Origin of the sequence: Pseudomonas sp. WC1 (genome assembly GCF_050586565.1) — a bacterium.
In the GTDB taxonomy this organism is placed as follows: domain Bacteria; phylum Pseudomonadota; class Gammaproteobacteria; order Pseudomonadales; family Pseudomonadaceae; genus Aquipseudomonas.
In genome coordinates this window covers 24,196-47,335 of the sequence record NZ_JBOBDQ010000020.1, presented here as the reverse complement: position 1 = coordinate 47,335, position 23,140 = coordinate 24,196, and the positions used below count along the sequence as shown (strand labels likewise).

Sequence of the window (23,140 nt, the reverse complement as noted above, 5' to 3'; positions counted from 1 at the left end):
TCATTGGCCGTTGTGTTGGGCGACTGCGGTGGCGCCTGGTTGTTCGTCGACTTGCACCTGGTCGCCGGCCTTGACGTGTTGCAGGCCCTCGACCACCACGCGGTCACCCGGGGCCAGGCCCTCGCTGACGATCCAGCGGTCGCCCTGGGCGCTGCCCAGGGTCACCTGGCGTTCGCTGATACGGTCCTGCGGGTCGACCAGCAGCACCTTGGGCACACCGGCGCTATCGCGCAGGATGGCGCGTTGCGGCACGCTGATGCCCTGAGGCTGCACGGCCTGGTACAGGCGCACGCGCACATAGCTGCCGGGCAGCAGGTCGAGGTCCGGGTTGGGGAACTCGCTGCGCAGGGTGATCTGGTTGGTGCTCGGGTCGACGCTGATATCGGAGAACAGCAGCTTGCCGGCCAGCGGGTAGGCGCTGCCATCGTCCTGGATCAGCGTGGCCTTGACTTGGTCGCGGCCCACCTGCTGCAGCTCGCCGGCACGCAGCGAGCGGCGCAGGGCGTTGAGTTCGCGGGTCGACTGGGTGACGTCGGCGTGGATCGGGTTTAACTGCTGGATGGTGGCCAGCGGCGTGGTCTCGCTCTGGCCGACCAGCGCGCCCTCGGTTACCAGGGCGCGGCCGATGCGCCCGGAGATCGGTGCGGTGACGGTGGCATAGCCCAGGTTCAGGCGCGCGCGTTCCAGCGCCGCCTTGGCTTCGCCGACCGCAGCGTCGGCCTGGAGGAAGGCGGCGCGGGCGTTGTCGTACTCCTGGCGGCTGACGGCCTTGTCCTCGACCAGTTCACGGTAGCGCTGCTCCTGCAGGCGCGCCTGGTACAGCGTCGCCTCGGCCTTGGCCAGGGTGGCGCGGGCGCTGTCGAAGTCGGCCTTGAACGGTGCCGGGTCGATCAGGAACAGCACGTCGCCTTGTTTCACGTCGCTGCCTTCGCGGTACACCCGCTTGAGCACCACGCCGGCCACCCGGGCGCGCACCTCGGCGGTGCGGGGGGCAAGGATGCGGCCGCTGAGTTCGGTGCTGATGGCCAGCGGCTGCACGGCAAGGGTTTCGACCCGGACCTGGGAGGGCGGGGCCTTTTCTTCCTGCTCGGCGGCGTCGTTGCAAGCGGCCAGGGAAAGGGTCATCAGCGCCAGTAGCGCCAGAGGGCGCAGGCGCAAAGCACGGAGCGTGGACATACGGATCTTCCAGGTTTGATCCAGCGTATGCTAAAGCAGCCGTTCGGGTGACGGCTGTTAAGCTGTGTTGGGCGTGTGTGAAAAAGTGTGAACAATGGGCGGTGGCCCGCCCGGGATTCTATATCCTGCCTTACTTCAATCTTTCGTCAAATCCCCTTATGCCGAACATTCTCCTGGTCGAAGACGACAGCGCGTTGTCCGAACTGATCGCCAGCTACCTGCAACGCAACGATTTCCATGTCCGGGTGATTGCCCGCGGCGACCATGTGCTGGACGAATTCCGCCGGCAGAAACCGGACCTGGTGATTCTCGACCTGATGCTGCCGGGCCTGGACGGCCTGCAGGTATGCCGCCTGCTGCGCCAGGAGAGCCAGAGCCTGCCGATCCTCATGCTGACCGCCCGCGACGACAGCCACGACCAGGTGCTGGGGCTGGAGATGGGCGCCGACGACTACGTCACCAAGCCGTGCGAGCCCCGCGTGCTGCTGGCCAGGGTGCGCACGTTGCTGCGCCGCAGCAGCGTCAACGAGCCGCGCCTGGACTGCGACCTGATCCAGATCGGCGGGCTGTGCATCGACCTGGCCGAGCGCACGGTCACCTGGCGCGGCGAAGAGGTGGAACTGTCCAGCGGCGAGTACAACCTGCTGGTGGTGCTGGCGCGCAACGCCGGCGAGGTGATGAGCCGTGACCGCATCCTCCAGCAATTGCGCGGCATCGAGTTCAACGGCACCGACCGTTCGGTGGACGTGGCCATCTCCAAGCTGCGCCGACGTTTCGACGACAGCGCAGGTGAAGCGCGCAAGATCAAGACCGTATGGGGCAAGGGCTACCTGTTCAGTCGCGTCGAGTGGGAGTACTGATACGCCATGCTGAAGATCCTGGTGCGGTTGTACCTGGTGATCATCGTCGCCTATGCCGGGGCGATCGCGCTGATTCCCGACACCATCGTCGGTTTGTTTCACGATCGCTTCATGGCCTACAACCTCGACCAGGCCAAGGGCGTGCAGACCCTGATCGTGCGCCAGTTCCAGCAGGCCCCGCGGGAGCAGTGGCCGACGGTGGAAAAGGAACTGGCCGCGGCGTTCAAACCGTTGGAGGTGCGCTTGCTGCGCATGGACGACGCCGAGCTGAGCAGCGAGGAAAAGGCCCGGCTCGAGCATGGCCTGTATGTGGTGCGCATGGCCGACTGGGGCTATTACGAAACGGCGCTGGCGCCGCTGGACCAGGACTGGCTGGTACGCCTGCACTCGCCGGACGACCCGCTGGACATCAATGTGCTGTCCTGGGGCGTGACCGTGCTGATCGGCGCGGCCATGCTCGGCTGCCTGTTGCTGTGGGTATGGCCGCACTGGCGCGACCTCGAGCGCCTGAAGGACACCGCCCGGCGCCTTGGGCGCGGCGAGATGTCCGAGCGCACGCATATCTCGCCGCGCTCGAACATCGGCGAGCTGGCCGGGGTGTTCGACACCATGGCCAGCGACCTGGAGCGCCACGTCAATCAGCAGCGTGAACTGCTCAACGCGGTGTCCCACGAGCTGCGCACGCCATTGACCCGCCTGGACTTCGGCCTGGTGCTGCTGTTCGACGAGGTGCCGCCGGCCAGCCGCAAACGCCTGCTGGGGCTGGTGGGCCATGTGCGCGAGCTGGACGAGCTGGTGCTTGAGCTACTGTCCTACAGCCGCCTGGAAAGCGCCGACCAGGCCCGCGAGCGGGTCGAGGTGTCGTTGCTCGAACTGGTGGACAGCGTGCTCGGTGGTTTCGCCGAAGAGCTCGACGATCGCGGCATCCAGTGGGAGGTGCAATGCGACACCGACCTGCCACGCTTCGTCCTCGATCCGCGACTGACTGCTCGCGCGGTACAGAACCTGGTGCGCAACGCCATGCGCTACTGCGACGAAAGCCTGCTGCTGCGCTTGCGCCTGGAAGAGGATGGCGCCTGCCTGGTGACGGTCGAGGACGACGGCATCGGCATTCCAGTCGAGGAGCGTGAGCGGATCTTCCAGCCGTTCTACCGGCTGGACCGCAGCCGCGATCGCAACACGGGTGGTTTCGGCTTGGGCTTGGCGATCAGCCGGCGGGCCATCGAAGGGCAGGGCGGCACGCTCACAGTGGCGCAATCGGCGTTGGGTGGGGCGCAGTTCAGGATTCGCTTGCCAGCCGGTTGATGCAGCGCCTGGGCCGGCCTCATCGCGGGGCAAGCCCGCTCCCACGCTGATGATGGACACTGGTGTGGGAGCGGGCTTGTCCCGCGATGGTCATTGTCCTGACAAGCTTGCCGACCAGGTCACGAAGCGGTCCTTGCCCGTGTGCTTGGCTTCGTACAGGGCCTGGTCAGCCCGGATCAGCGCCGAGCTCAGGGTATCGCCGCTATCGATCCGGGCCAGGCCGATACTGATGGTCACCGGGTGTGCCCCGAGGTCCTCGCGCACCCGCTGGCACAGCCTCGCAACTTGCTGCTCGGCGCCTGTTTCATCCAGCCCCTGGAAGAAGATCGCGAATTCCTCGCCGCCCAGCCGGGCGATCTCGTGGCCGATCATCGCCGCCTTTATGTGCGCCGCCACGCGCTTGAGCACCTCGTCGCCGATGTCGTGACCGAAGCGGTCGTTGACCTGCTTGAAATTGTCGATGTCGATCATCGCCAGGTACTGTTCGCCGGCCTGTTGCAGCTGCTTTTCGGCCTTGGCCATGAAGGAGCGACGGTTGGGGATGTTGGTCAGCGCATCGATATAGGCTTGCTCCAGCAGTACCTTGGTCAGGTAGAAGTTGTGCAGCTTGGCCTGGCGGATGCGCAGGTAGCTGTAGATCACCAGGCCGCTGAGGCATACCGCGTAGCTGATCAGCATCGCGCCTTCGAGCTCCAGGGCTTCGATACGCGTGTGGAGGAAAGGATTGAGCATGATCCAGGTGATGCCCATGGCGCAGAAGAACGACCAGCGTCGCACCGGTAGCACCGACACGGTGTACAGCACGGTAGAGACTCCGAGCACCAGCCATACCGGGCGCAGGGCGATGGGAATGCCCTCGATCACCAGGCGCATGGCCAGGGTGATCACCGCCACGAACAGCAGGTTGAGCACGTCGAAATGCTGGCTCCTGCGGGTGAAGCCCAGGACCACGGTGAGGCTGCACAGCAGGGCGATGAACATCCCGGACAGCCAGGTGAAGCCCTGGCCGCCGAGGTAGCTGACGATCAGGTCGAAGACCAGCCAGATGGCGATGCCGATGCAGAAGATCAGCAGGCAGAAACGGCGCATGGCCTCGAATTCGTGCTGGCGGAACTCGGCGCGCAGGGCGGCGGGAGCGACCTGCTGGCGGATGTGGGCTTCGAGGGTCTTGTACATGCTGGAGGATGCCCTCGGCTATTGTGCGGGTCTTGCCGGCCCTGTCACGGGCAAGCCCGCTCCCATAAAGGTTGGGTGCTGGTATTCGTGGGAGCGGGCTTGCCCCGCGATGAGATTCGTTCAGGCGGCTGGTTTCAATCCCTGGAAAGCGTCCCTCTGGCCCAGGGCCGATAGCGCAGGGCGAACACGGCTTGGGCGTGGCAACCTCCGCTCAGCGCCGGCTGCGCAGGTTCGGCGTGGAACGGTTGGCCAGGCTTGCTGACCTGGCGAAATGCCTCGCGCACGATGCCCACCCGGCAGGGCAGGGCCTGTTCATAGCCTTGGCGTACCAGCGGCGTCAGGCGCCCCGTGCCGGCGCCGTCCTGCCACCAGACGTTCAGGCCAAGGCTGGCCAACTGCTCCAGCCACGCGCCATTGACCCGTGGCGATAGCTGGCCGGCGCTGAACGCGCTGATATGCAGGGGCTTGTCCAGTTGCCGGTTGAAAGCCTGCAATTGCGTGTGCAGCGCATCGCGCCTGGCCGGGTCGCGAAAGTGCAGGTCGTCCAGTTCCATGGGCAGGTACCAGCCGGCCACCGGCAGCGCCCAGTCGGCCTTGAGCTGCTGATACTGGGTGAGCGAGCGTCCCAGCTGTGCCTTGAAGTAACTGTTCAGGCCTTCGTCGTCGAGCTGTTCGAGGCGCTGGTAGTAGGCCGGATCCATGTACAGGCCCAGCACCAGCTCGAGGCCTTGGGCCCGCGCTTCGCGCAGGCTCCCGGCCAGCCAGCCCTCGGAGCCTCCAAAGTCGCTGTCGCCGTAGGCGCTCCACTGCACGATCAGGGTCTTGCCGCCCTGGGCCACGGTGGCTCGCCACAGGTTTTGCCACTGCGCCGGGGTGACGTCCGCGTCACGGTTGAGCGGCTGGTAGAACAGGCGCTGGTCGGCCTGGGCGGGTAGCCACAGGATCAGCAGGCAGAGAGCCAGGAAGCTACGCATCAGAAGTTCATCTCCACACCCAGCAGTACGCCGTTGCCGCGCTCGTAGAGGTTGCCGCCCAGTGCCTGCTGGTACTCGGCGCGTACTTTCAGCGAACCGCGATAGGCGTTGTAGCGGTCATCGTCGAACCACCACTGCCAGCGCACGCCGACCCCGGCGCGGGCGTCCTGGCGCCAGTCGTTGCTCGGGTCCTGGCTGGAAAATTCGAGAAAGCCGTAGGGCATGATCGTCTGCGGCGACTGGCTGGGCAGTTTCCACGCATGGCCCTGCTGGAAGCGCGACAGCCAGGCATGGTCGCCGGCACGGGTCCACCAGGCGGCGTCGAGGTAGAGGAAGCGCTCGTCCCAGTCGTCCTCGTCGATACGCCAGTCGTTGCGGTACTTGCCCTGATCCAGGAACGAAGCCGTGGCGCGCAGCAGCAGGTCGTTGCTCGATTCGGCGTTGTGACGCAGGTCGCCCCAGTTGCCACCGACCTTGGCCGGGCTGAGCAGTTCGCCCAGGCTCAGGCCGCTGTAGTGCGTGCTGTCGATCTGGCGCTGGTGGTACAGCTCGGCGTACAGGTTGAGGTTGGCCTGACCGAGCGGCTTGTAGCGCAGGCCAACACCGGTGCCCATGCTCTGCGCATAGTCGGTGCGGCTCTGGCCACCGAACAGCACGCGGCCGTAGACCGACAGGGTGCTGCCATTGCGGCTGGGCTCCTCGCCCAGGGCGTGGTCCCACATCGCCAGCTGCACGTTCTGCGAGCGGGCCCGGCGCGAGGTGCCGCTGCGTTCGCCGCTGTCGAGGAACTTGTCGTTGGTCGAAGTGCCGGCGGGCGACCAGGTGCTGGCCAGGGTGATGCTGTCGCGGCGCGACAGGGCTTCATGGGCGCGGCGCTGGCGGTACTTGCGCGCCTCAAGGCTGCCGTACTCGTCGTCGCCGTCGACCAGGTTGCGCTCCACTTCCAGTACCCGGCGCAGCTCGCGGCGGGCCGAGGCACTGTCCTCGACCTCGTCGTAGCGCAGGGCCAGGGTTTCGCCCAGGCGGTAGTCCTCGGGGAAGTCGCGGCTGGCGCGCTCCAGGTAGGGTATGGACTGGCGGCGTTGCTGCTTGTCCGCCGAGCCCGCCAGGCGCATGCCGTAGTCGGCGCGGTAACGCGGCTGGTCCGGCGCCAGGCGCACGGCCTCGGCCAGCCAGGCGCTGCTCTGGGCGCTGTCGCCGGCCTGCTGGGCGGTGCCGGCGGCAGCGTAGTAGTGATCGGCGCGCGGGGCATGACGCAGCGCTTCGCGCTGGAAGGCCAGGGCCTGCTGCGGGTTGCCCTGGCGCTGGGCAATGGCGGCGCCCAGCGCCCAGTCGTCGGCACTCTGGTGCGCCGCCGCATCCCAGTGGCGGCGGGCGGCGTCGGCGTCACCGGCGTTCAGTGCGCCACGGGCGGCGGTCAGGCGCGCATTGTCGGTCCAGGCGCTGGCCGGCAGGCTGTTCCAGATCGGCAGCGCTGCCTCTGAGTCGCCGGAGGCTTCCAGGGCGTAGGCCAGGGGCAGGCGGCTACCGCTATCACCCAGGCGTTCGGCGGCCTGGTAATAGACCACAGCTTCGCCGGGCTGATCAGGCATGGCGCAGCGCCCCAGGGCGCGATACTGCCCGGCTTCGACCGGGGTGGCCGGGATGGCCTTGCGCACGGCGTCGCACTGGCCGGCTTCGGCCAGGCGGCCCAGTAGCTGGCCACGGGTGACGGCATCGACCCGTGGCACCAGGGAGAGCATGCGTGGCCCGTCCAGCGGGCCGTCGTTACGCGCATAGAGATTGCCCAGGCGTTGCAGCAGCGAGGGCGTCAGCCTGCCCTGGCGACGCGCGTAGGCGTTGTCGAGCAGCTGCCGGGCGCGCTCGCTCTGGCCGCTTTCGAGCAGCATGAAGCTGGCTTGTTCCAAGGCGGCGAGATCGCCGGTCTGTCGGTAGCGTTGCTCCCACTGCGTCGCGGTGCGCGGTTGCGCAGGCTGCGCGGGTTCGCCATACAGGCGTTGCCTGAGGATGGCATAGCTGCGCGGATTGTCGCGGGCTTGGCATTGGCCGAGCTGCTCGCGGGCCAGCTTCAGGTCCTTGTGGGACAGCCAGTCGACGGTCTCCAGGCACGGGCGTTGCAGTTCATTGCTCAGCTGGCGCACCAGCGGCGCATCATCGCCTTCACGGGCCAGCTCCCACAGCTGCTGGCGTTGCTCGGGGTGCTGCAGTTGCTCGGCGGGCAGGCTCTGCAGCCAGCGCTCGGCCTGCTGGTTATAGCCCATGGCGATGGCGCGGTTGGCCATGGCCAGGCGGGCGTGGGTCGCCGCTTCCTGGGAAGGTGCGCTGGCCAGGAGTGAGTTCAGGCCCTTTTCATCGACTTGCTGGATATATGCATTGGCCAGGCGCTGCCAGTCCTGCGGGGGCAGTTGGCCCTGGTCGGCCAGCGGCTGCAACTGATCGATGGTCTCTCCCCAGTTGCGCAACTGCTCGGCGAAGTTGGCCCGGGTCATGCGCAACACCATGCCATCGTCGCGCACCGGCAGATGGTTGAGCCACTCCAGGGCCTTGGCCGCGCCGCCGAACTTGGCCAGGCTGACGCTGTAGGCCTGCCACAGGCGCACGCGCTGCTGGCCCTGGCTGTCGGCGAGCCAGGCCTCCACCTGGCTCGCGGCCGGCGGGTCCTGTTCGATCCAGGTCAGGCGCAGTTCCAGCAGGGCATCGGCGTGTTCAGGATTGTCGTCGAGGTCTTCGGCAATGGCCTGGGCTTCCTTGTACCGACGTTGATGGGCCAGGGCCTCGGCCAGCAGGGCGCGGGCCTCGTTGTTGTTCGGCACGCGCCCCAGCACATGGCGGGTCAGGCGCTCGACCTCGGCCCAGTTGTCTTTCTGCGCCTCCCGATAGCCACGCTCCATGAAGGGGTAGCTGGTGAAGCGCTGGAAGTCGGTCATCGGCTTGGTCGGTGCGGCCAGGGCGGAAGAACACAGCAACAGGCTGGCGATGGTCAGGGAAAGACGGGGCGTCATGCCACCTCCCGGGTCAGGTCGTAGGCGGCCTGCTGTTCGCTGGCCTGCTCGGCGAGGGCTTGCTGCAGCACTTCCTCGGTGATGATGCCGCGGGCGATCAGGTGTTCGCCCAGGCTCTGCTGCTCAGGGTTGAAGTCGATCAGGGCCTGGTTGAACAGGGTCACCGGCACCATGCCGCGCACTTGCAGCAGCGAACCGAGCATCACCTGGTGGGTACCGACCCTCTCCAGCAGCGCGGCATCGTCCTGGTGGCGTTCGAGTACCTCGAGCATTTCCCGGGTCTCGGGTTTCTGCCAAGGGCTCGGGTAGTGATAGCGCAGGCCCAGGGTAACGCGCCCCTGCGGCGCCAGGCGGGCACGCACCGGGCGTTTGAGCTGGCGGCTGATGACCCCCAGCGAGACCTGGCTGACCGGGCTTTCGCTGGCCAGCACCAGGGTGTCGCCGTCTTCGTCCACCGGCAGCACGCCGTAGTGCGTGGCGAGCTTGCGCGGCAGCTTGGCGATCAGCGCCGGGGCGATCTTGAACGGATTGAGCGGTGCCCAGGGCAGGTCCAGTTGCTCGGCCAGGGTCTCGACCAGCTGTTCGCTGGTGAGCCAGCCGCGCAGCAGCAGCTCGCGTCCGAGCCGCCGCCGAACCGGGCTGGTGATGGCCTGCTCCAGCTGTTCTTCGCTGATCAGGCCTTTCTCCACCAGGCGATGGCCCAGCGGGGTGCGTGCCGGCGCGGCGAGGGCAGGGAACTCGTGGGTGGTCTTGTCCCAGGCCACCCGCCGCGAATCGCCCATCTCCATCACCTGGCGCAGGGCGCGCAGGTTGGCGAAGAAGTTGACGAAGTTGCTCCACATCATCCGTGGCGCCGAGAGCAGGCCTTCGAAGACGCCGTAGTAGCGGGTAACGAACCAGAACCGCTGGAACAGGCGGTTGAACAACAGCAGGCCGTTGAGCCACAGCAAGGTGCTGAGCAGCGTGCTGTCGCTGAGGATCGACATGAACCGCCACGACTCCGGCGCGATCACCGTGACCAGCCACATGGCCAGCAGCACCAGCAGCAACAGGTTGACCAAAAAACTCAACAGATAGGCGAACAGCCCGCGGCGGTCGCGCCAGAGGAAGTAGTTGAGCGCGCCCTTGCGGCTCCAGCCGAGATTGCTGGTGCCCTGGAACACGATCCCGACGATCCACCGCGATTTCTGGCGGATGGCGTGCTGCCAGTCACGGGGGAAATGCTCGCGCACGCAGATCACCTGGGCAAACTCGCGGCTCATGCCGGGGCGCCACTCCTGCTTGAGGGCCAGCGCCGGGTCGGTGATGGAATAGCGGGCGAAGATGCACTTCATGCCCTTTTGCTTGAGGCGAAAACCGATGTCGTAGTCTTCGGTGAGGCTCTGCACATCGAAGGCGATGCCGTCGCCGTCCTCCAGCAGCGCGCTGATCGCCCGGCGGCTGAAGCAGGTGCCGACCCCGGCGCTGGGCACCTGGCCGGTGAGCGCCTCGCGCACGATGACGTCCTTGCCGTGGTTCTCGGCGAACTCGTCGACATAGTGGCCGGCGGTGAAGCCCTTCCATTCCGGGGCGTAGGGGTACACCGGGATCTGGATCATGTCCTTGTTCGGCAGCAGGTAGTTGAACAGGCGCAGTTCCATGGGCGAGATGACGTCCTCGGCGTCATGCAGGATGAACCCGGCGAACTCGATGCGCGCGTCCTGCTGGAAACGCAGGATGGCGTCGATGATGTTGTTCAGGCAGTCGGCCTTGCTGGTGGGGCCGGGGCGGGCGCAGACCACCTTGTGCACGTTGGGGTAGTGCAGGCACACGGCGTCGACGTCGGCCTGGGTCTGCGGGTCGTTGGGGTAGGTGCCGACGAAGATCTGGTAGTTCTCGTAGTCGATGGTCGAGGCGGCCAGGCGCGCCATCTCGCCGACCACGCCGACCTCGTTCCAGGCCGGCACCATGATCGCCAGGGGCTTCTCCGGCACTTCGAACAGGCGCTTTTCGTCGGCCTTGTCGAACTTGTCGTAGATGCGGAAACGCCGGATCAGCTTGCGGCCCCAGTAGCACAGGTCGATGAACAGGTCGTCCAGGCCCAGCAGGAACATCAGTGTCGCCAGGATGATGGCAAGGATCTTCAGGCCGAACAGGACATAGGTGAGGAAATCGATGAAGGCCAGGCTCATGCGTTGTCCCGTGCGGCGGATTGCTCGGCGAACCAGCGGCTCAGGCGTTCGGCGATGCGTTCGCTGGCATGCCCGTCGCCGAAGGGGGTGTAGACCTGGGCCATACGCTCGTAGGCCGACGGGTCATCGAGCAACTGGCTGGTCTCCTGGACGATGCGCTCGGTGAGCGTGCCGACCAGCTTGACCGTGCCGCCCTTGAGCACGGCGGGTCGCTCGGTGACCTTGCGCAGCACCAGCACCGGCTTGCCCAACGCGGGGGCCTCTTCCTGCACGCCGCCCGAGTCGGTGAGGATGATATGGGCGCGGTTCATCAGCCAGACAAAGTGCGGGTAGTCCTGAGGCGCGACCAGATGGATGTTGTCGCGCCCCGAGAGCACGCTGTACACCGCGTGCTGCACCTGTGGGTTGAGGTGCACGGGGTAGAGGAACTGTACGTCGGGGTAGCGCAGGGCCAGTTCGGCCAGGGCCAGGCAGATGCGTTCGAAGCCGCTGCCGAAATTTTCCCGGCGGTGGCCGGTGATCAGCACCATGCGCTGGTCGTCGCGCAGCGCATTGAGCGGGGAGTCGGCGGCGGGGCGCCAGTTGTCCTTGTTCAGCTTGTCGCGCATCCACAGCAGGGCGTCGATCACCGTGTTGCCGGTGACCTCGATGTGCTCGGGCGGCACGCCTTCGCGGATCAGGTTGGCGTCGGAGTCGCGGGTGGGGGTGAAGTGCAGGTCGGCGAGCACGCCGGTCAAGCGTCGGTTGGCCTCCTCGGGCCAGGGCTGCTGCAGGTTGCCGGTGCGCAAGCCGGCCTCGACATGGCCGATGGGAATGTGACGCTGGAAGGCGGCCAGCGAGGCGATGAAGCTGGTGGTGGTGTCGCCGTGGACCAGGACGATATCGGGCCTGACCTGTTCATAGGCCTGGTCGAGCTTGTCCAGCAGGTCGCGGGCCAGGCCGTTGAGGGTCTGGTTCTGGGTCATCACCTGCAGGTCCTGGTCGACCTCGAGGCCAAAGGCGGTGAGGACCTGTTCGAGCATTTCGCGGTGCTGGCCGGTGGAGCAGATCTGCAGGTCGACCTCGGGCCAGTCGCGCAGGACGCGGGCCAGCGGGGCCATCTTGATCGCTTCGGGGCGGGTACCGAATACCATCATCACGGTGTAAGCCATCGTGTAGTTCCTCGTTCGATTCCCTGGACGAAGGTGTACGACGTGTCGACGCTTGCCAGTCATAAATACAAGCAGTCGATCATAGGGTTGTCCAATGCGCGGCATGCCCCAAGACGTGCCGGGCAGGCCTTGGCCGAGAGGCTTCGAGGCATGGGTCGTGCCGGCGGAAGGTGGTGCCGGACGCCAGGGATGGGTGTTGCGGAAACGTTTATGCTAATTTTTCTTGATTGAACGGTCAGTCAATAAAGTATTTGTGACTTTTTCTTGAGGCTTACTTCTTGTAGCTTTGCGGGTCTTTTATTCAAGGAGTTGAACATGCAAGGCAAGGCGCGCAAGGTCGTCCAGGCCATCCTTTACGAGGCCATCGCCGTGGCTTGCGTGGCACCGGCGCTGGAGCTGGCGTTCGGCGCGGGCATGGCGCAGTCGACGGTATTGTCGGTCCTCATGTCGGGCATCGCGATGAGCTGGAACATGGCCTACAACTGGGCCTTCGAGCGCTGGGAGGCGCGCCAGCACAAGCGCAGCCGCACCTTGCTGCGGCGCCTGCTGCATGCCTTGGGTTTCGAGGGCGGGCTGGTGCTGATCCTGCTGCCGCTGGTGGCGTACTGGCTGGATATCGGCCTGTGGGCGGCGCTGGTCACCAACCTGGCGTTGTTCGTGTTCTTCTTCGTCTATGCGTTCGTGTTCCAGTGGGGCTTCGACAAGGTTTTCGATGTGCCAGTCTCGGCGCAGGGCTGCTGATCGGGGCTTTTCGCACAAGCCCCTGGGATTCCCCTTTGAATCGCGCATCGCCAATAATCCGTATTCACCCTTGCCAGGCTCGCATCAATGCCGCGCCCTATCATCCTGCCGCTCGCCGAGAACTACCGCCATGGCGAGCACATCGCCCCGCATTGCCATGACCGCGCCCAGCTGATCCATGCCATCAGCGGCGTGGTCACGGTCAGTGCCCGCGAGGGCAACTGGGTGGTTCCCCCTGGGCGAGGTGTGTGGGTACCGGCGGCTGTCGAACATGAGCTGCGCATGGCCGGCGTGGTGCGCATGCGCACCCTGTTCGTCGACCCGGGCGCGCGCCCGGACTTGCCGCGTCAATGCCAGGTGATCGAGATCTCGCCGTTGCTGCGCGAACTGATCATCCGCGCCATGGACATCGCCCCCGATCATCCGGCACAAGGCCGCGAGGCGCGGATCATGCAACTTATCCTCGACGAGATCCGCGTGCTGCCGGTGTTCGCCCTGCATGTGCCGAGCCCGCATTCGGCGCACCTGCAAGGACTGTGTGAAGCGCTGCGCCAGGCCCCGTCCGAGGACTGGAGCCTGGCCCGCGCCGCGGCCTACAGCGGCTTGAATGCGCGCACCCTGACTCGCGCCTTCCAGCGCGAGACCGGGTTGAGCCTGGTGCAATGGCTGCGGCGCATGCGCCTGTTGGCCAGCCTGGATGCCCTGGCGGCCGGACAGTCGGTGCTGGAGGTGGCGCTGGACCTGGGCTATGACAGCCCCAGCGCGTTCAGCGCGATGTTCCGCCGTACCCTCGGGGTGTCGCCATCGGTCTACTTCGGCAGGACCGCCGAGCGCTGGTAGGCCAGCCCCGGTGCTTCGTCCCAGCCGCCGCCCAGCGCGGTGAACAGGTTCACCTCGGCCAGCAACTGCGCCAGGCGATCACTGATCAGGCCTTGCTGGGCGCTGAACAGCGAGCGCTGCGCATCGAGGAACGTCAGGCTGCTGTCGATGCCGTTGCGGTAGCGATTCTCGGCCAGGTCGTGGTAGCGCTGACTGGCCTCGACCAGGTCGCGTTGGGCCTGCAGCTGCTGCTGGTAGGTGGTGCGCGCCGCCAGGCCGTCGGCCACCTCCTGAAAGGCGGTCTGGATCGATTTCTCGTAGCGCGCCACCTGCATGTCCTTTTGCAGCTTGGCGTAATCGAGGCTCGCGCGCAGGCTGCCAGCGTTGAACAGCGGCAGGTTCACTTGCGGCTGGAACAGCCAGCTGCCGGTGCCGGCATCGAACAGATCGGCCAACTCGCGGCTGCTGCTGCCGGCGTTGGCGGTCAGGCTGATGCTTGGGAAGAACGCCGCCCGTGCCGCGCCGATGTTGGCGTTGGCGGCCTGCAACTGGTATTCGGCCTGGCGAATATCCGGCCGGCGCTGCAGCAGATCGGCGGGCAGGCCGGCCGGCACCCGGGCGATCTGCTCGTTGGCCAGGGGCAGGGGCGGCAGGTGTTCATCGACCTGCGCGCCGACCAGGCGCTGTAACTGGTTGAGGTCCTGGGCGGCCAGGCGGGTATAGCGCGCGACGGCGGCGCGGGTGCTGTCGACCCGGGTGGTGGCCTGGATCTGGTCGAGCGCCGACAGCGTGCCGGTGCGGCGCTGGCGCTGGGTCAGGCGCAGGCTTTTCTCGTCGGCCTGCAAGGTCTGGCGCGACAGGGCCAGCAGTTCCTGGTCGGCGCGCCAGGTCAGGTAGGCGCCGGCAACGCTGCTGATCAGGCTGAGCTCGGCGCCACGCCGTGCCTCGTCGGTAGCCAGGTAACTGAGCAGGGCCTGGTCGCTGAGGCTGCGCAGGCGGCCGAACAGGTCCAGCTCATAGGCGCTGATGCCGATGGTGGCCGATTGCTGTGTGCTGATCACGCCTTCGCCACCGGTACGCCGCCGTGGCAGGTACTGGCGTGTGCCTTGGGCATTGGCGGCGATCTTCGGCAGTAACTCGGCGCGCTGGATGCGGTATTGGGCGCGGTAGGCTTCGGCGTTGAGCACGGCCACGCGCAGGTCGCGGTTGTTGGCCAGCGCGGTGTCGAGCAGTTGGCGCAGCACCGGGTCGCGGAAGACCCCCTGCCAGTCGCGGGGCAGTGCCGTGGTGGGCGGCCCGCCCCGATAGGCGGGGCCGCTGGGGTATTGCTCGGCGCTGGGCGAGGGGGGGCGCTGGTAGTCGGGGGCCAGGCTGCAGCCGGTCAGCACGAGGGCAAGCAAGGGTAGTGTGATTTGCCGCATGGCAGGGTCTCTGGGTTCAGGTGCCGGCCATCCAGCGGGCCAGGCCGTGGCGTCCGCTGACGCCGAGCTTGGCGGTGGCGCGTTTGAGGTAGGTCTCGATCGAGCTGCTCTTCACGTTCAGGCGCTGGGCCATCTGCGGCACGGTGCCACCGGTGAGCAGGCCGATGCACACCTCCTGCTCGCGGCTGGACAGGCGGATTGCGTCTTGCTCCAGGCGCTCGGTGAACACCTGGCGCAGCGACCCGGCCTCATCGGGCAGCAGGCCGCCCGGGCGGCGACTGGCCGACTGAAGGAACAGCTGGGCATGATGCTCGACCAACGGCAGCAGTGTGTCGGACAGGCGCTTGAGCAGCGACAGCTCGGCCAGCGAGAACATTCCCTCGCTGCGCAGCCGTTGGCAGCAGATGACCCAGCGCCGGTTGCCGCTGCGCGATACCAGGTTGCACTGGTGCACGGGGGCGTTTATCTGGATCAGCAGCGGGTCTTCCATGCGCATGATGCTTTGCAGCAGGGGGTGGCGCAGAGGCTCCTGAACCGGTGTTTCTTCGGGGCGGCCGGCACTGCCCAGTGCCTTGACCTGGCGGATGCTGGCCTGGTCGCTGTCGAGGGTCCATTCGCTGAGGTCGAGGCGATGGAGCGGCACCTGGTCACCGATCAACTGGAACATCTGTTCGGCGAAGGTGCCATCGCCGGTGCTGGCAACCAGTGCCCCCAGTTGCAGGTACAGGTGCGGGTCGTGGCAGTGTTCGAGGCTGTCGATCAGCTTCATGTGCTTGTCTTCCTTGATCCGGTAACGCGGCGGGGTTTCGCGGTCGAGTCCTCTCTGTGCTGGGGCTTGGCGCTATTGAATAGCAGGCTCCAAGCCTGCGTCTGTAGCGGAAAGCGGGGACAGGAAATGCCAATTAATCCGACAAGAAAAGTCGGTGTTTTTCCCCTGATGTACCTTGCGGATCGCAGGATTGTCGGACAATTGGCGCCAGTAAGCGGCGAGATCGGCGGCGTTTGCCACGCTCGCTCACAGGGGTAGGCCGCTGCCGGCTGCCCGCTAGCGTCAATGTCCTACAAAAGATTCCGCAGGTTCAGGCTGAGCAAAAAGGCCCTGCCATTGTCCGGGTTTGGGGGGCCATACAGGGGCCGGGGTGGGTGCTTGAATCCGCGAACGACCCCGTTTCAAGGAAGATCCACGCCATGTCCGCCGCCGACACCTTTCCCCTGACCTGCGCCCAGCGCGACATCTGGCTCGACCAGATCAGCCATGGCGATTCGCCGCTCTACAATGTCGGCGGTTATGTCGAGCTCGATGGCCGTGTGGACTGCGGGCTGTTGAGCCAGGCGCTTGACCATCTGGTCCGCGTGCACGACGGGTTGCGCACGGTGCTGGTGCGCCATGCCGGTGGCGATGGCCTGGCGCGCCAGCGCTTCGCCCGCGACGTGCGGGTCGCGCTGGACGAGCATGACCTGCGCGACCACAGCGCACCGTTCGAGGCGGCGCAGGGGCTGATCAAGACGTTGCTGCAACAGCGCTTCGCCCTCGAGCGCGGGCCACTGGTGCGCATGGCGCTGCTCCACCTGAGCGAGTGCCGCAGCCTGTTGGTCCTGCAAGGTCACCACTTGATCTTCGATGGTTGGGGCCTGGAGCAGTTCGTCTACCAGTTGGGCCAGTACTATGGTTGGCTTGAACAGGGCCTGGCGTTGCCGGACTCAGCGCCGTCCTACCAGGCCTTCATCGAGGACGACCTGGCGTATCAGGGCTCGGCACGCCAGCAGCGTGACCTCGCCTACTGGCTGGACAAGTACCGGACGCTGCCCGATGCGTTGCTCAGGCCACGTGACCAGGGGCTGCCCGCCACCGCCACGCCGAGCAATGCGCTGGAGTGCAGCTTCGACACCAGATTGCTGACGCGCATGCACCAGCTGGCCGCCGAGTTGCAGGGGTCGGCCCTGCATGTGTTGCTGGCGGCGCTGCATGTCTGCTGCGCCCGGGCCTGGCAGCGTGACGACTGGGTAATCGGCTTGCCAGTGCGCAACCGTGGCAATGCCCGGGCCAAGGCGACGCAAGGGATGTTCGCCCAGGTCAATGCGTTGCGCATGGACTTCGGCAGGACCTTGAGTTTTGCCGAACTGGTGCGGCGCATTGGCGACACCCTGAAGCGCGACCTGCGCCACCAGCGCTTGCCGCTGAGCGAGCTCAACCGTGCGCTGGGCCTGTCCCGCGAGGCCCGTGGGCAGTTGTTCGAGATCACCGTGTCCTACGAGGAAGAGGGTCACGACTTGCGTTACGGCAGCCTCGGCGCACACAGCGTCAAAGTGTGCAACGACCACGAGCCCACCCCGTTGTCGATTTACCTGCGCAGCAATCCGCACAATGGCCAGGCCTGGTTGCACCTGGTGTACAACCAGGCCTGGCTGGCGTCCGAGGAGGTCGAAGTGTTCAGCGCGCGCTTGCTTCATGTGCTGGCCCAAGGGCTCGAGCAACCGCAGGCGGGCATCGACAGCTACGACCTGTTGCTTGCCGAGGAACACCAGCGCCTGCGTCAGTGGAACGCCACCGCCCAAGGCCCCGAGGGCCCAGCCTTGGTTCACCGACGCATCGAGGCCCAGGCCGCGACACGCGCCGGGGCGACGGCCGCCGTGCATCAGGGGCGCAGCCTGAGCTACGGCGAACTGAACGACCGCGCCAACCAGCTGGCCGCGCAACTGCTGGCCATGGGCGTGCTGCCAGAGCAGCGGGTAGCGGTGCTCGCCCGGCGCGGCCTGGACACCCTGGTCGGCTTGCTCGCGGTGCTCAAGGCTGGCGCGGCCTATGTGCCGGTGGACCCGGCGCACCCGAGCGAGCGCCTGCAGTACCTGATCGATGACTGCGCGCCGAAGGTGGTGCTGACCCTCTCGGGCCTGCGTGACCGCCTGCCGGCCACGAGCGTGCCGGTGATCGAGCTGGACCGCTTGCCATCGGCCAGGGCAGGGCTGGCCAACCCCCAGGTAGCCCAGCTGTCCGGCGCCAACCTGGTCTACGTGATCTACACTTCCGGCTCCACCGGCCAACCCAAGGGCGTGATGGTCGAGCACCGCATGCTGGCCAATCTGGTCGACTGGCACTGCGCTGCCTTTGACCTGCACGCGGGCAGCCATGCCTCCAGCCTGGCCGGCTTCGGCTTCGATGCGATGGCCTGGGAAGTCTGGCCAGCCCTGTGCGCCGGCGCCACGCTGCACCTGGCGCCGGTGAGCGAAGGGGGCGAGGATATCGATGCGCTGTTGCGCTGGTGGCGCGCCCAGCCGTTGCAGGTCAGCTTCCTGCCCACGCCAGTGGCCGAGCACGCCTTCGCCCAGGGCGAGCCACACCCGACCTTGCAGACCTTGCTGGTCGGCGGCGACCGCCTGCGGCGCCTGGCCCGGGAGCGGGGTTGCCGGATCATCAACAACTACGGCCCGACCGAGGCCACGGTGGTCGCCAGCGCTGGCGAGGTGCACCCCGGGCAGGTGCTGCATATCGGCGCGCCGGTGGCCAATGCGCGCCTGTACGTGCTGGATGCCCAGGGGCGACAACTGCCGGTGGGCGCCGTGGGCGAGTTGTACATTGGTGGCGCGGGGGTCGCCCGTGGTTACCTGAACCGCCCCGAGCTCACCGCCGAACGCTTCCTTGACGACCCTTTCGCCCAGCAGCTCGGCGCGCGGATGTACCGCACAGGGGATCTGGTGCGCTGGTTGCCCGAGGGCACCCTGGAGTATCTGGGCCGCAGTGACGATCAGGTGAAGATCCGCGGTGTGCGGGTGGAGCTGGGCGAGATCGAGAGTGCGCTGGCGAACCACGCGGCCGTGCGTGAGGCCGTGGTACTGCTGCGTGACGGGCAGTTGGTGGCCTGGTATGTCGCCGGGCAGGTACTGACCCCGCTGGACCTGCATGAGCACCTGCGCGACCGCTTGCCCGCGGCATTGCTGCCTTCGGCCTATGTGGCGATGGCGGCCTGGCCGCTGACCGCCAATGGCAAGCTCGACCGTCGCGCCTTGCCGGCACCGGACAGCGAAGCCTCGGTGCGGCGTACCCACGAGCCGCCGCAGGGCGAGCTCGAGCAGCGCCTGGCCGCGCTATGGGCCGAGCTGCTGGAGGTAGAGCAGGTAGGGCGGCATGATCACTTCTTCGAACTGGGGGGCCATTCGCTGCTGGCGGTACGCCTGATCGAGCGCATGCGCCAGGCAGGGCTGCACGCCGATGCCCAGGTGCTGTTCGGCCAGCCGACCCTGGCCAGCCTCGCCGCGTCGCTCGGCAGCGCCCCCGCGCAAGCGGTACCGGCCAACCGCGTGGCGCCGGGTTGTCAGCGCATCACCCCCGAGATGCTGGCCTTGACCCACCTCGACCAGGCCAGCATCGACCAGATCGTCGGCACGGTTCCGGGCGGCGCGGCCAATGTGCAGGAGATCTACCCCCTGGCGCCGTTGCAGGAAGGGCTGCTGTACCATCACCTCACCGACGAGCGCGATCCCTACCTGCAGCAGGCGCTCTTCGCCTTCGACAGCAGGGCGGCGCTGGAGGCGTTCAACCAGGCCCTGGCCCGGGTCATCGAGCGCCACGACATCCTGCGCACCAGCCTGGCCTGGGAAGGCCTGGCACAGCCCCAGCAGGTGGTGTGGCGCCAGGCTTGGCTGCCATTGAGCGTGCTCGGGCCCGGCCCGGGCGATGCGGCCGCGCGGCTACGCGAACAGGGGCTGCGGCTTGACCTGCGCCAGGCACCGATGATGGCCCTGGCCTGTGTCGAGGACAGCGTGCAGGCGCGATGGCTGGGCCTGCTGCATTTCCACCATCTGGTCAACGACGCGGTCTCGGTGCAGGTGCTGCTCGCCGAGCTGGCGACGCTGATGGCAGGCGAAGGCCATGACCTGCCTGTTCCGGTGGCTTACCGCAACTATGTTGCGCTGAGCCGCGATGAGCGCCGGCAGGCCAGCCATGAACGGTACCTGCGCGAGGCCCTGGCCGGGGTGCTGGCGCCGCCCCGGCTGGCCGGCATGGCTGAAGGGCCGCAAGGGGGGGCGCAGGTCGAGACCTGCGCCATCACCGTGCCCGAGGCCCTGGCCGCCACCCTGCGCCAGCGCGCGCGCCAGCACGATGTAGGCCTTGGCAGCCTGATGCACCTGGCCTGGGCGCAGGTACTAGGGGCGCTGGGCGGCCGTGACGAGGTGGTCTTCGGCACCGTGCTGCTGGGCCGGGTGATGGCCGGCGAGGGCGCCGACCGGGCGCTGGGCATGTTCATCAACAGCCTGCCGTTGCGCGTGTCGCTGGCCGGGCGCAGCGTGGCCCAGGCCCTGGCCGGTACCCATAGCCAACTGGCGGCGCTGCTCGGGCACGAGGACGCGCCATTGGTCCTGGCCCAGCGTTGCAGCGGCCTGCCAGCCGGCGTGGCACTGTTCGACAGCCTGCTCAACTATCGGCATGGCGCGGCGCAGACTGTGTCGTTGCCGGGCGTGTCGCTGCTCGAGGCCAGCGAGGTGCACAGCCATGCCCTGGTGCTGACCGTGGACGAGGAGGGCGACACCTTGCGCCTGAGTGTGCGTGCGCCCCGTGAGCTGGGCGCCGAGCGCGTGCTCGGGCATGTGTCGTGCGCGCTGCGGGGCTTGGCCGAGGCGCTGGCCGGCCAAACCCCGGTGGCGCTCGAATCGCTGTCGACCTTGCCGGAGGATGAACGCCGCTACCTGCTGGAGACCGTCAACGCCACCGAGGTGGCGCTGGACCCTGGATACCCGCATCTGCCGGCCATGTTCGCCGCCCAGGTGAGGCGCGCGCCGGATGCCGTGGCGCTGCAGACCGAGCAGACGCAACTGACCTACCGCGAGCTCGATGCCCAGGCCAATCGCCTGGCGCACCACTTGATAGGCCTCGGCGTGCGGCCCGACACGCGGGTCGCCGTATGCCTCGAGCGTGGTGTGGCGCTGATCGTCGGCCTGCTGGGCGTGCTCAAGGCCGGTGGTGCCTATGTGCCGCTGGATCCTGACTACCCCGACGAGCGCCTGCACTACCTGCTCGCCGACAGCGCACCGCTGGCGCTGCTGGTGCAGGGCGCCACCCGCGGCCTGTTCGATGGCCAGCAAACACCGTTGGTGGACCTGGACCAGGGCGCCTGGCAGGCGCACAGCGACCAGGCGCCCGCGCTGACGGAGCTTGGCGGCGGGCACCTGGCCTATGTCATGTATACCTCAGGCACCACCGGCACGCCGAAGGGCGTGATGGTCGAGCACCGCGGGCTGTGCAACCTGATGCGCTGGGGCAGCGACCTGTGCCCGCCGCAGGCCGATGACGGGTTGCTGCAACGGGCGCCGTTCAGCTTCGATGGCTCGGTATGGGAGCTGTTCTGGCCATTGTGCGCGGGGCTGCGCCTGGTACTGGCGCGCCCTGACGGGCACCGTGACCCGGCCTACCTGGTGCAACTGATCCAGGCCCGCCAGGTGACCACCGTAAAGTTCGTGCCGGCCTTGTTGCATGCCTTCCTCGATACCCCGGGCGTAGAGCGCTGCACCAGCCTGCGCGATCTGTTCTGCGGGGGCGGCGAACTGACCCTGGCACTGGCGCAGCGCGTGCGCGAGCGACTGCCCCGGGTGCGCCTGCACAATGTCTATGGCCCCACCGAGGCCACCGTCGACAGCACCGCCTGGACCTTGGAACCGCAGCAGCCACTGCCGGTCGTCGCCCCACCGATCGGGCGGCCAATCGGCAACACCCGCCTGTATGTGCTCGACGCCCATGACCGCCCGGTGCCCATGGGGTGCGCCGGCGAGCTGCACATCGGCGGTATCGGCGTGGCCCGTGGTTACCTGGGCTTGCCGGCACTGCAGGCCGAGCGCTTCATCGCCAGCCCGTTCGTGGCCGGTGACCGGCTGTATCGCACTGGCGACCTGGTGCGTTACCGCGCCGATGGCGAACTGGAGTTCCTTGGGCGCAACGATTTCCAGGTCAAGCTCAATGGCCTGCGTATCGAGCCAGGCGAGATCGAGGCTCTACTGGCGAGCCACCCGGCCCTTGGCCAGGCCGTGGTGCTGGTGCGCGAGGATCGCCTGGTGGCCTATGCCAGTTGCCGCGATAACCACGACGCGCCAACACCTGAGGCGTTGCGTGGCTACCTGCTGGCGCGCCTGCCGGCCTACATGGTGCCGTCGGCCTACGTGCTGCTGGCCGAGCTGCCGCTGAGCGCCAATGGCAAGGTCGATCGCAACGCCTTGCCGGTGCCAGGCGCTGCGGCGGTGATCAGCCGGGCCTACCAGGCACCGCGCGATGAGCTGGAGCAGGCCTTGGCGCAGATCTGGACCGAAGTGCTGAAGATCGAGCAGGTCGGTCGCGACGACAACTTCTTCGAGCTGGGCGGGCATTCACTGCTGGCGGTCAGCCTGGTGGCACGCATGCGCCAGGCCGGCTTGCACGCCGATGCGCGGTTGCTGTTCAGCCAGCCGACCTTGGCGGGACTCGCGGCCAATACCCGCCGCGAGCAGGTACAGGTGGAGATCGCCCAGACCACCATCCCGGCGCTCAAGGGCAGGCGGCGGATCTGATGGAGCGGCGTGACGAGCACTGCCTGGGAGCGGGCTACCGCGGTGAGATGCGATAGACGCAGCGCCGGTCCCCCGAGATCAGGTGCTCGCAGCGCTCCACCAGCCCTTGCTCACCGATTGCCGCCTGGAACACCTGCAGCTCGCTGCGGCAGAACCCTTGGCAACGGGTGGCGGCAATGCAGATCGGGCAGTGGTTCTCGACGATCAGCCAGTTGTCGCCGTCGGCCTGGATCTCGGCCATGTAGCCTGCGCGTTCACGCAATTGCACAAGGATGCGCACCTTGTCTTCCAGGCTTTCGGCTCCTGCGCAAGCTTGCTGATACTCGCGGCTGTTGCTGTCTTCCATGCGGCTGATCAGGCGGTCGACGCCATCGCTGCCGAACACCTGCTCGACGCTCTCGATCAGTTGCAGGGTTAGCACGCTGTGGGAATCGGGGAAGCGGCGCTGGGCGGTGGCGGTCAACGCCCATTTCTGCGAGGGCCGCCCGGCGCCCTGGGCCGGCACGCTGATGCCGCTGATCAGCTCGGCCGCCTGCAGTTTCTGCACCTGCTGGCGGGCGGCTTCGAAGGTGATGGCGAGCAATTGGGCAAGATCGGCGGTCTTGAGCGGCCCGCGGGTCTTGAGCAGGAACAGGATGCGGTCGGCGGTGCAGTTCGAATCTACGGTGGTCGAGGTCATGGAGCGCTGGAAACCGGGCGTGAATGAGCGGATCGGGCACTCTCCTGGGCCATCCTTTGCGCAGGCAAGTGGGCGAAGGATAGCCCGGATTCGCGGTGATTTGTGCAAGGGGGAACGATTATCGATGAGAAAATT

The 23,140-nt window shown here is 67.1% G+C and carries 14 protein-coding genes; 5 read left to right on the top strand and 9 right to left on the bottom strand.

The window, feature by feature from the left end:
* Positions 1–1,176, bottom strand: coding sequence for an efflux RND transporter periplasmic adaptor subunit (locus ACQ4OD_RS11730; protein WP_430944332.1), 1,176 nt, complete (start codon positions 1,174–1,176; stop codon positions 1–3).
* A 158-nt stretch (positions 1,177–1,334) separates the two neighbouring features.
* Between ACQ4OD_RS11730 and ACQ4OD_RS11725 the strand changes: the two genes are divergently transcribed.
* A complete protein-coding gene (locus ACQ4OD_RS11725) occupies positions 1,335–2,036 on the top strand; it encodes a response regulator transcription factor (protein ID WP_110701517.1) in 702 nt (233 codons plus the stop codon).
* Positions 2,037–2,042: 6 nt separating this feature from the next.
* On the top strand, positions 2,043–3,341 hold the full coding sequence (locus ACQ4OD_RS11720; RefSeq protein ID WP_110701519.1) for an ATP-binding protein: 1,299 nt from the start codon (positions 2,043–2,045) through the stop codon (positions 3,339–3,341).
* A gap of 90 nt (positions 3,342–3,431) precedes the next feature.
* On the opposite strand, the gene ACQ4OD_RS11715 is transcribed toward ACQ4OD_RS11720, so the two are convergent.
* The 5 genes from ACQ4OD_RS11715 to wecB form a co-directional block, all read right to left on the bottom strand.
* Entirely contained in the window at positions 3,432–4,517 is a 1,086-nt protein-coding gene (locus ACQ4OD_RS11715; RefSeq protein WP_139670355.1) for a GGDEF domain-containing protein, read from the bottom strand.
* Between the two features lie 134 nt (positions 4,518–4,651).
* Positions 4,652–5,491, bottom strand: coding sequence for a DUF4434 family protein (locus ACQ4OD_RS11710; RefSeq protein WP_258600525.1), 840 nt, complete (start codon positions 5,489–5,491; stop codon positions 4,652–4,654).
* The gene (locus tag ACQ4OD_RS11705) at positions 5,491–8,493 is read right to left on the bottom strand and encodes a phage receptor (RefSeq protein WP_430944331.1); all 3,003 of its coding nucleotides are present in this window, start codon (positions 8,491–8,493) and stop codon (positions 5,491–5,493) included. Before ACQ4OD_RS11705 ends, ACQ4OD_RS11710 begins: the two co-directional genes overlap by 1 nt.
* Positions 8,490–10,664, bottom strand: coding sequence for a cyclic di-3',5'-guanylate-activated glycosyltransferase NrfB (nrfB, locus tag ACQ4OD_RS11700; RefSeq protein WP_267301222.1), 2,175 nt, complete (start codon positions 10,662–10,664; stop codon positions 8,490–8,492). Before nrfB ends, ACQ4OD_RS11705 begins: the two co-directional genes overlap by 4 nt.
* Positions 10,661–11,815, bottom strand: a complete 1,155-nt coding sequence (gene wecB / locus ACQ4OD_RS11695) for a non-hydrolyzing UDP-N-acetylglucosamine 2-epimerase (RefSeq protein WP_430944330.1) — start codon at positions 11,813–11,815, stop codon at positions 10,661–10,663. Before wecB ends, nrfB begins: the two co-directional genes overlap by 4 nt.
* A 315-nt stretch (positions 11,816–12,130) precedes the next feature.
* On the opposite strand from wecB, the gene ACQ4OD_RS11690 reads away from it, so the two are divergent.
* Together ACQ4OD_RS11690 and ACQ4OD_RS11685 are read left to right on the top strand one after the other, a co-directional pair.
* The gene (locus ACQ4OD_RS11690; RefSeq protein ID WP_102682822.1) at positions 12,131–12,556 is read left to right on the top strand and encodes a PACE efflux transporter; all 426 of its coding nucleotides are present in this window, start codon (positions 12,131–12,133) and stop codon (positions 12,554–12,556) included.
* Positions 12,557–12,643: 87 nt separating this feature from the next.
* Positions 12,644–13,396: an AraC family transcriptional regulator gene (locus ACQ4OD_RS11685; RefSeq protein WP_110701533.1), complete on the top strand. Its 753-nt coding sequence runs from the start codon at positions 12,644–12,646 to the stop codon at positions 13,394–13,396.
* Here ACQ4OD_RS11685 and ACQ4OD_RS11680 read toward each other — a convergent pair.
* Both ACQ4OD_RS11680 and ACQ4OD_RS11675 read right to left on the bottom strand, forming a co-directional pair.
* On the bottom strand, positions 13,366–14,796 hold the full coding sequence (locus ACQ4OD_RS11680; protein ID WP_198755126.1) for an efflux transporter outer membrane subunit: 1,431 nt from the start codon (positions 14,794–14,796) through the stop codon (positions 13,366–13,368). The genes ACQ4OD_RS11685 and ACQ4OD_RS11680 overlap by 31 nt on opposite strands.
* 16 nt (positions 14,797–14,812) lie before the next feature.
* On the bottom strand, positions 14,813–15,565 hold the full coding sequence (locus tag ACQ4OD_RS11675) for a helix-turn-helix transcriptional regulator (protein ID WP_139670367.1): 753 nt from the start codon (positions 15,563–15,565) through the stop codon (positions 14,813–14,815).
* Positions 15,566–15,984: 419 nt separating this feature from the next.
* Here ACQ4OD_RS11675 and ACQ4OD_RS11670 point away from each other — a divergent pair, with 419 nt between their 5' ends.
* Positions 15,985–22,326 (top strand): amino acid adenylation domain-containing protein, encoded by a 6,342-nt coding sequence (locus tag ACQ4OD_RS11670; protein WP_430944329.1) that lies wholly within the window; start codon positions 15,985–15,987, stop codon positions 22,324–22,326.
* 34 nt (positions 22,327–22,360) lie between these two features.
* Here the strand turns inward: ACQ4OD_RS11670 and ACQ4OD_RS11665 are convergent, their stop codons facing one another.
* Positions 22,361–23,005 carry a helix-turn-helix transcriptional regulator gene (locus tag ACQ4OD_RS11665; RefSeq protein WP_139670371.1) on the bottom strand — a complete coding sequence of 215 codons (645 nt, stop codon included), beginning with the start codon at positions 23,003–23,005 and terminating at the stop codon, positions 22,361–22,363.
* Positions 23,006–23,140: the final 135 nt, after the last annotated feature.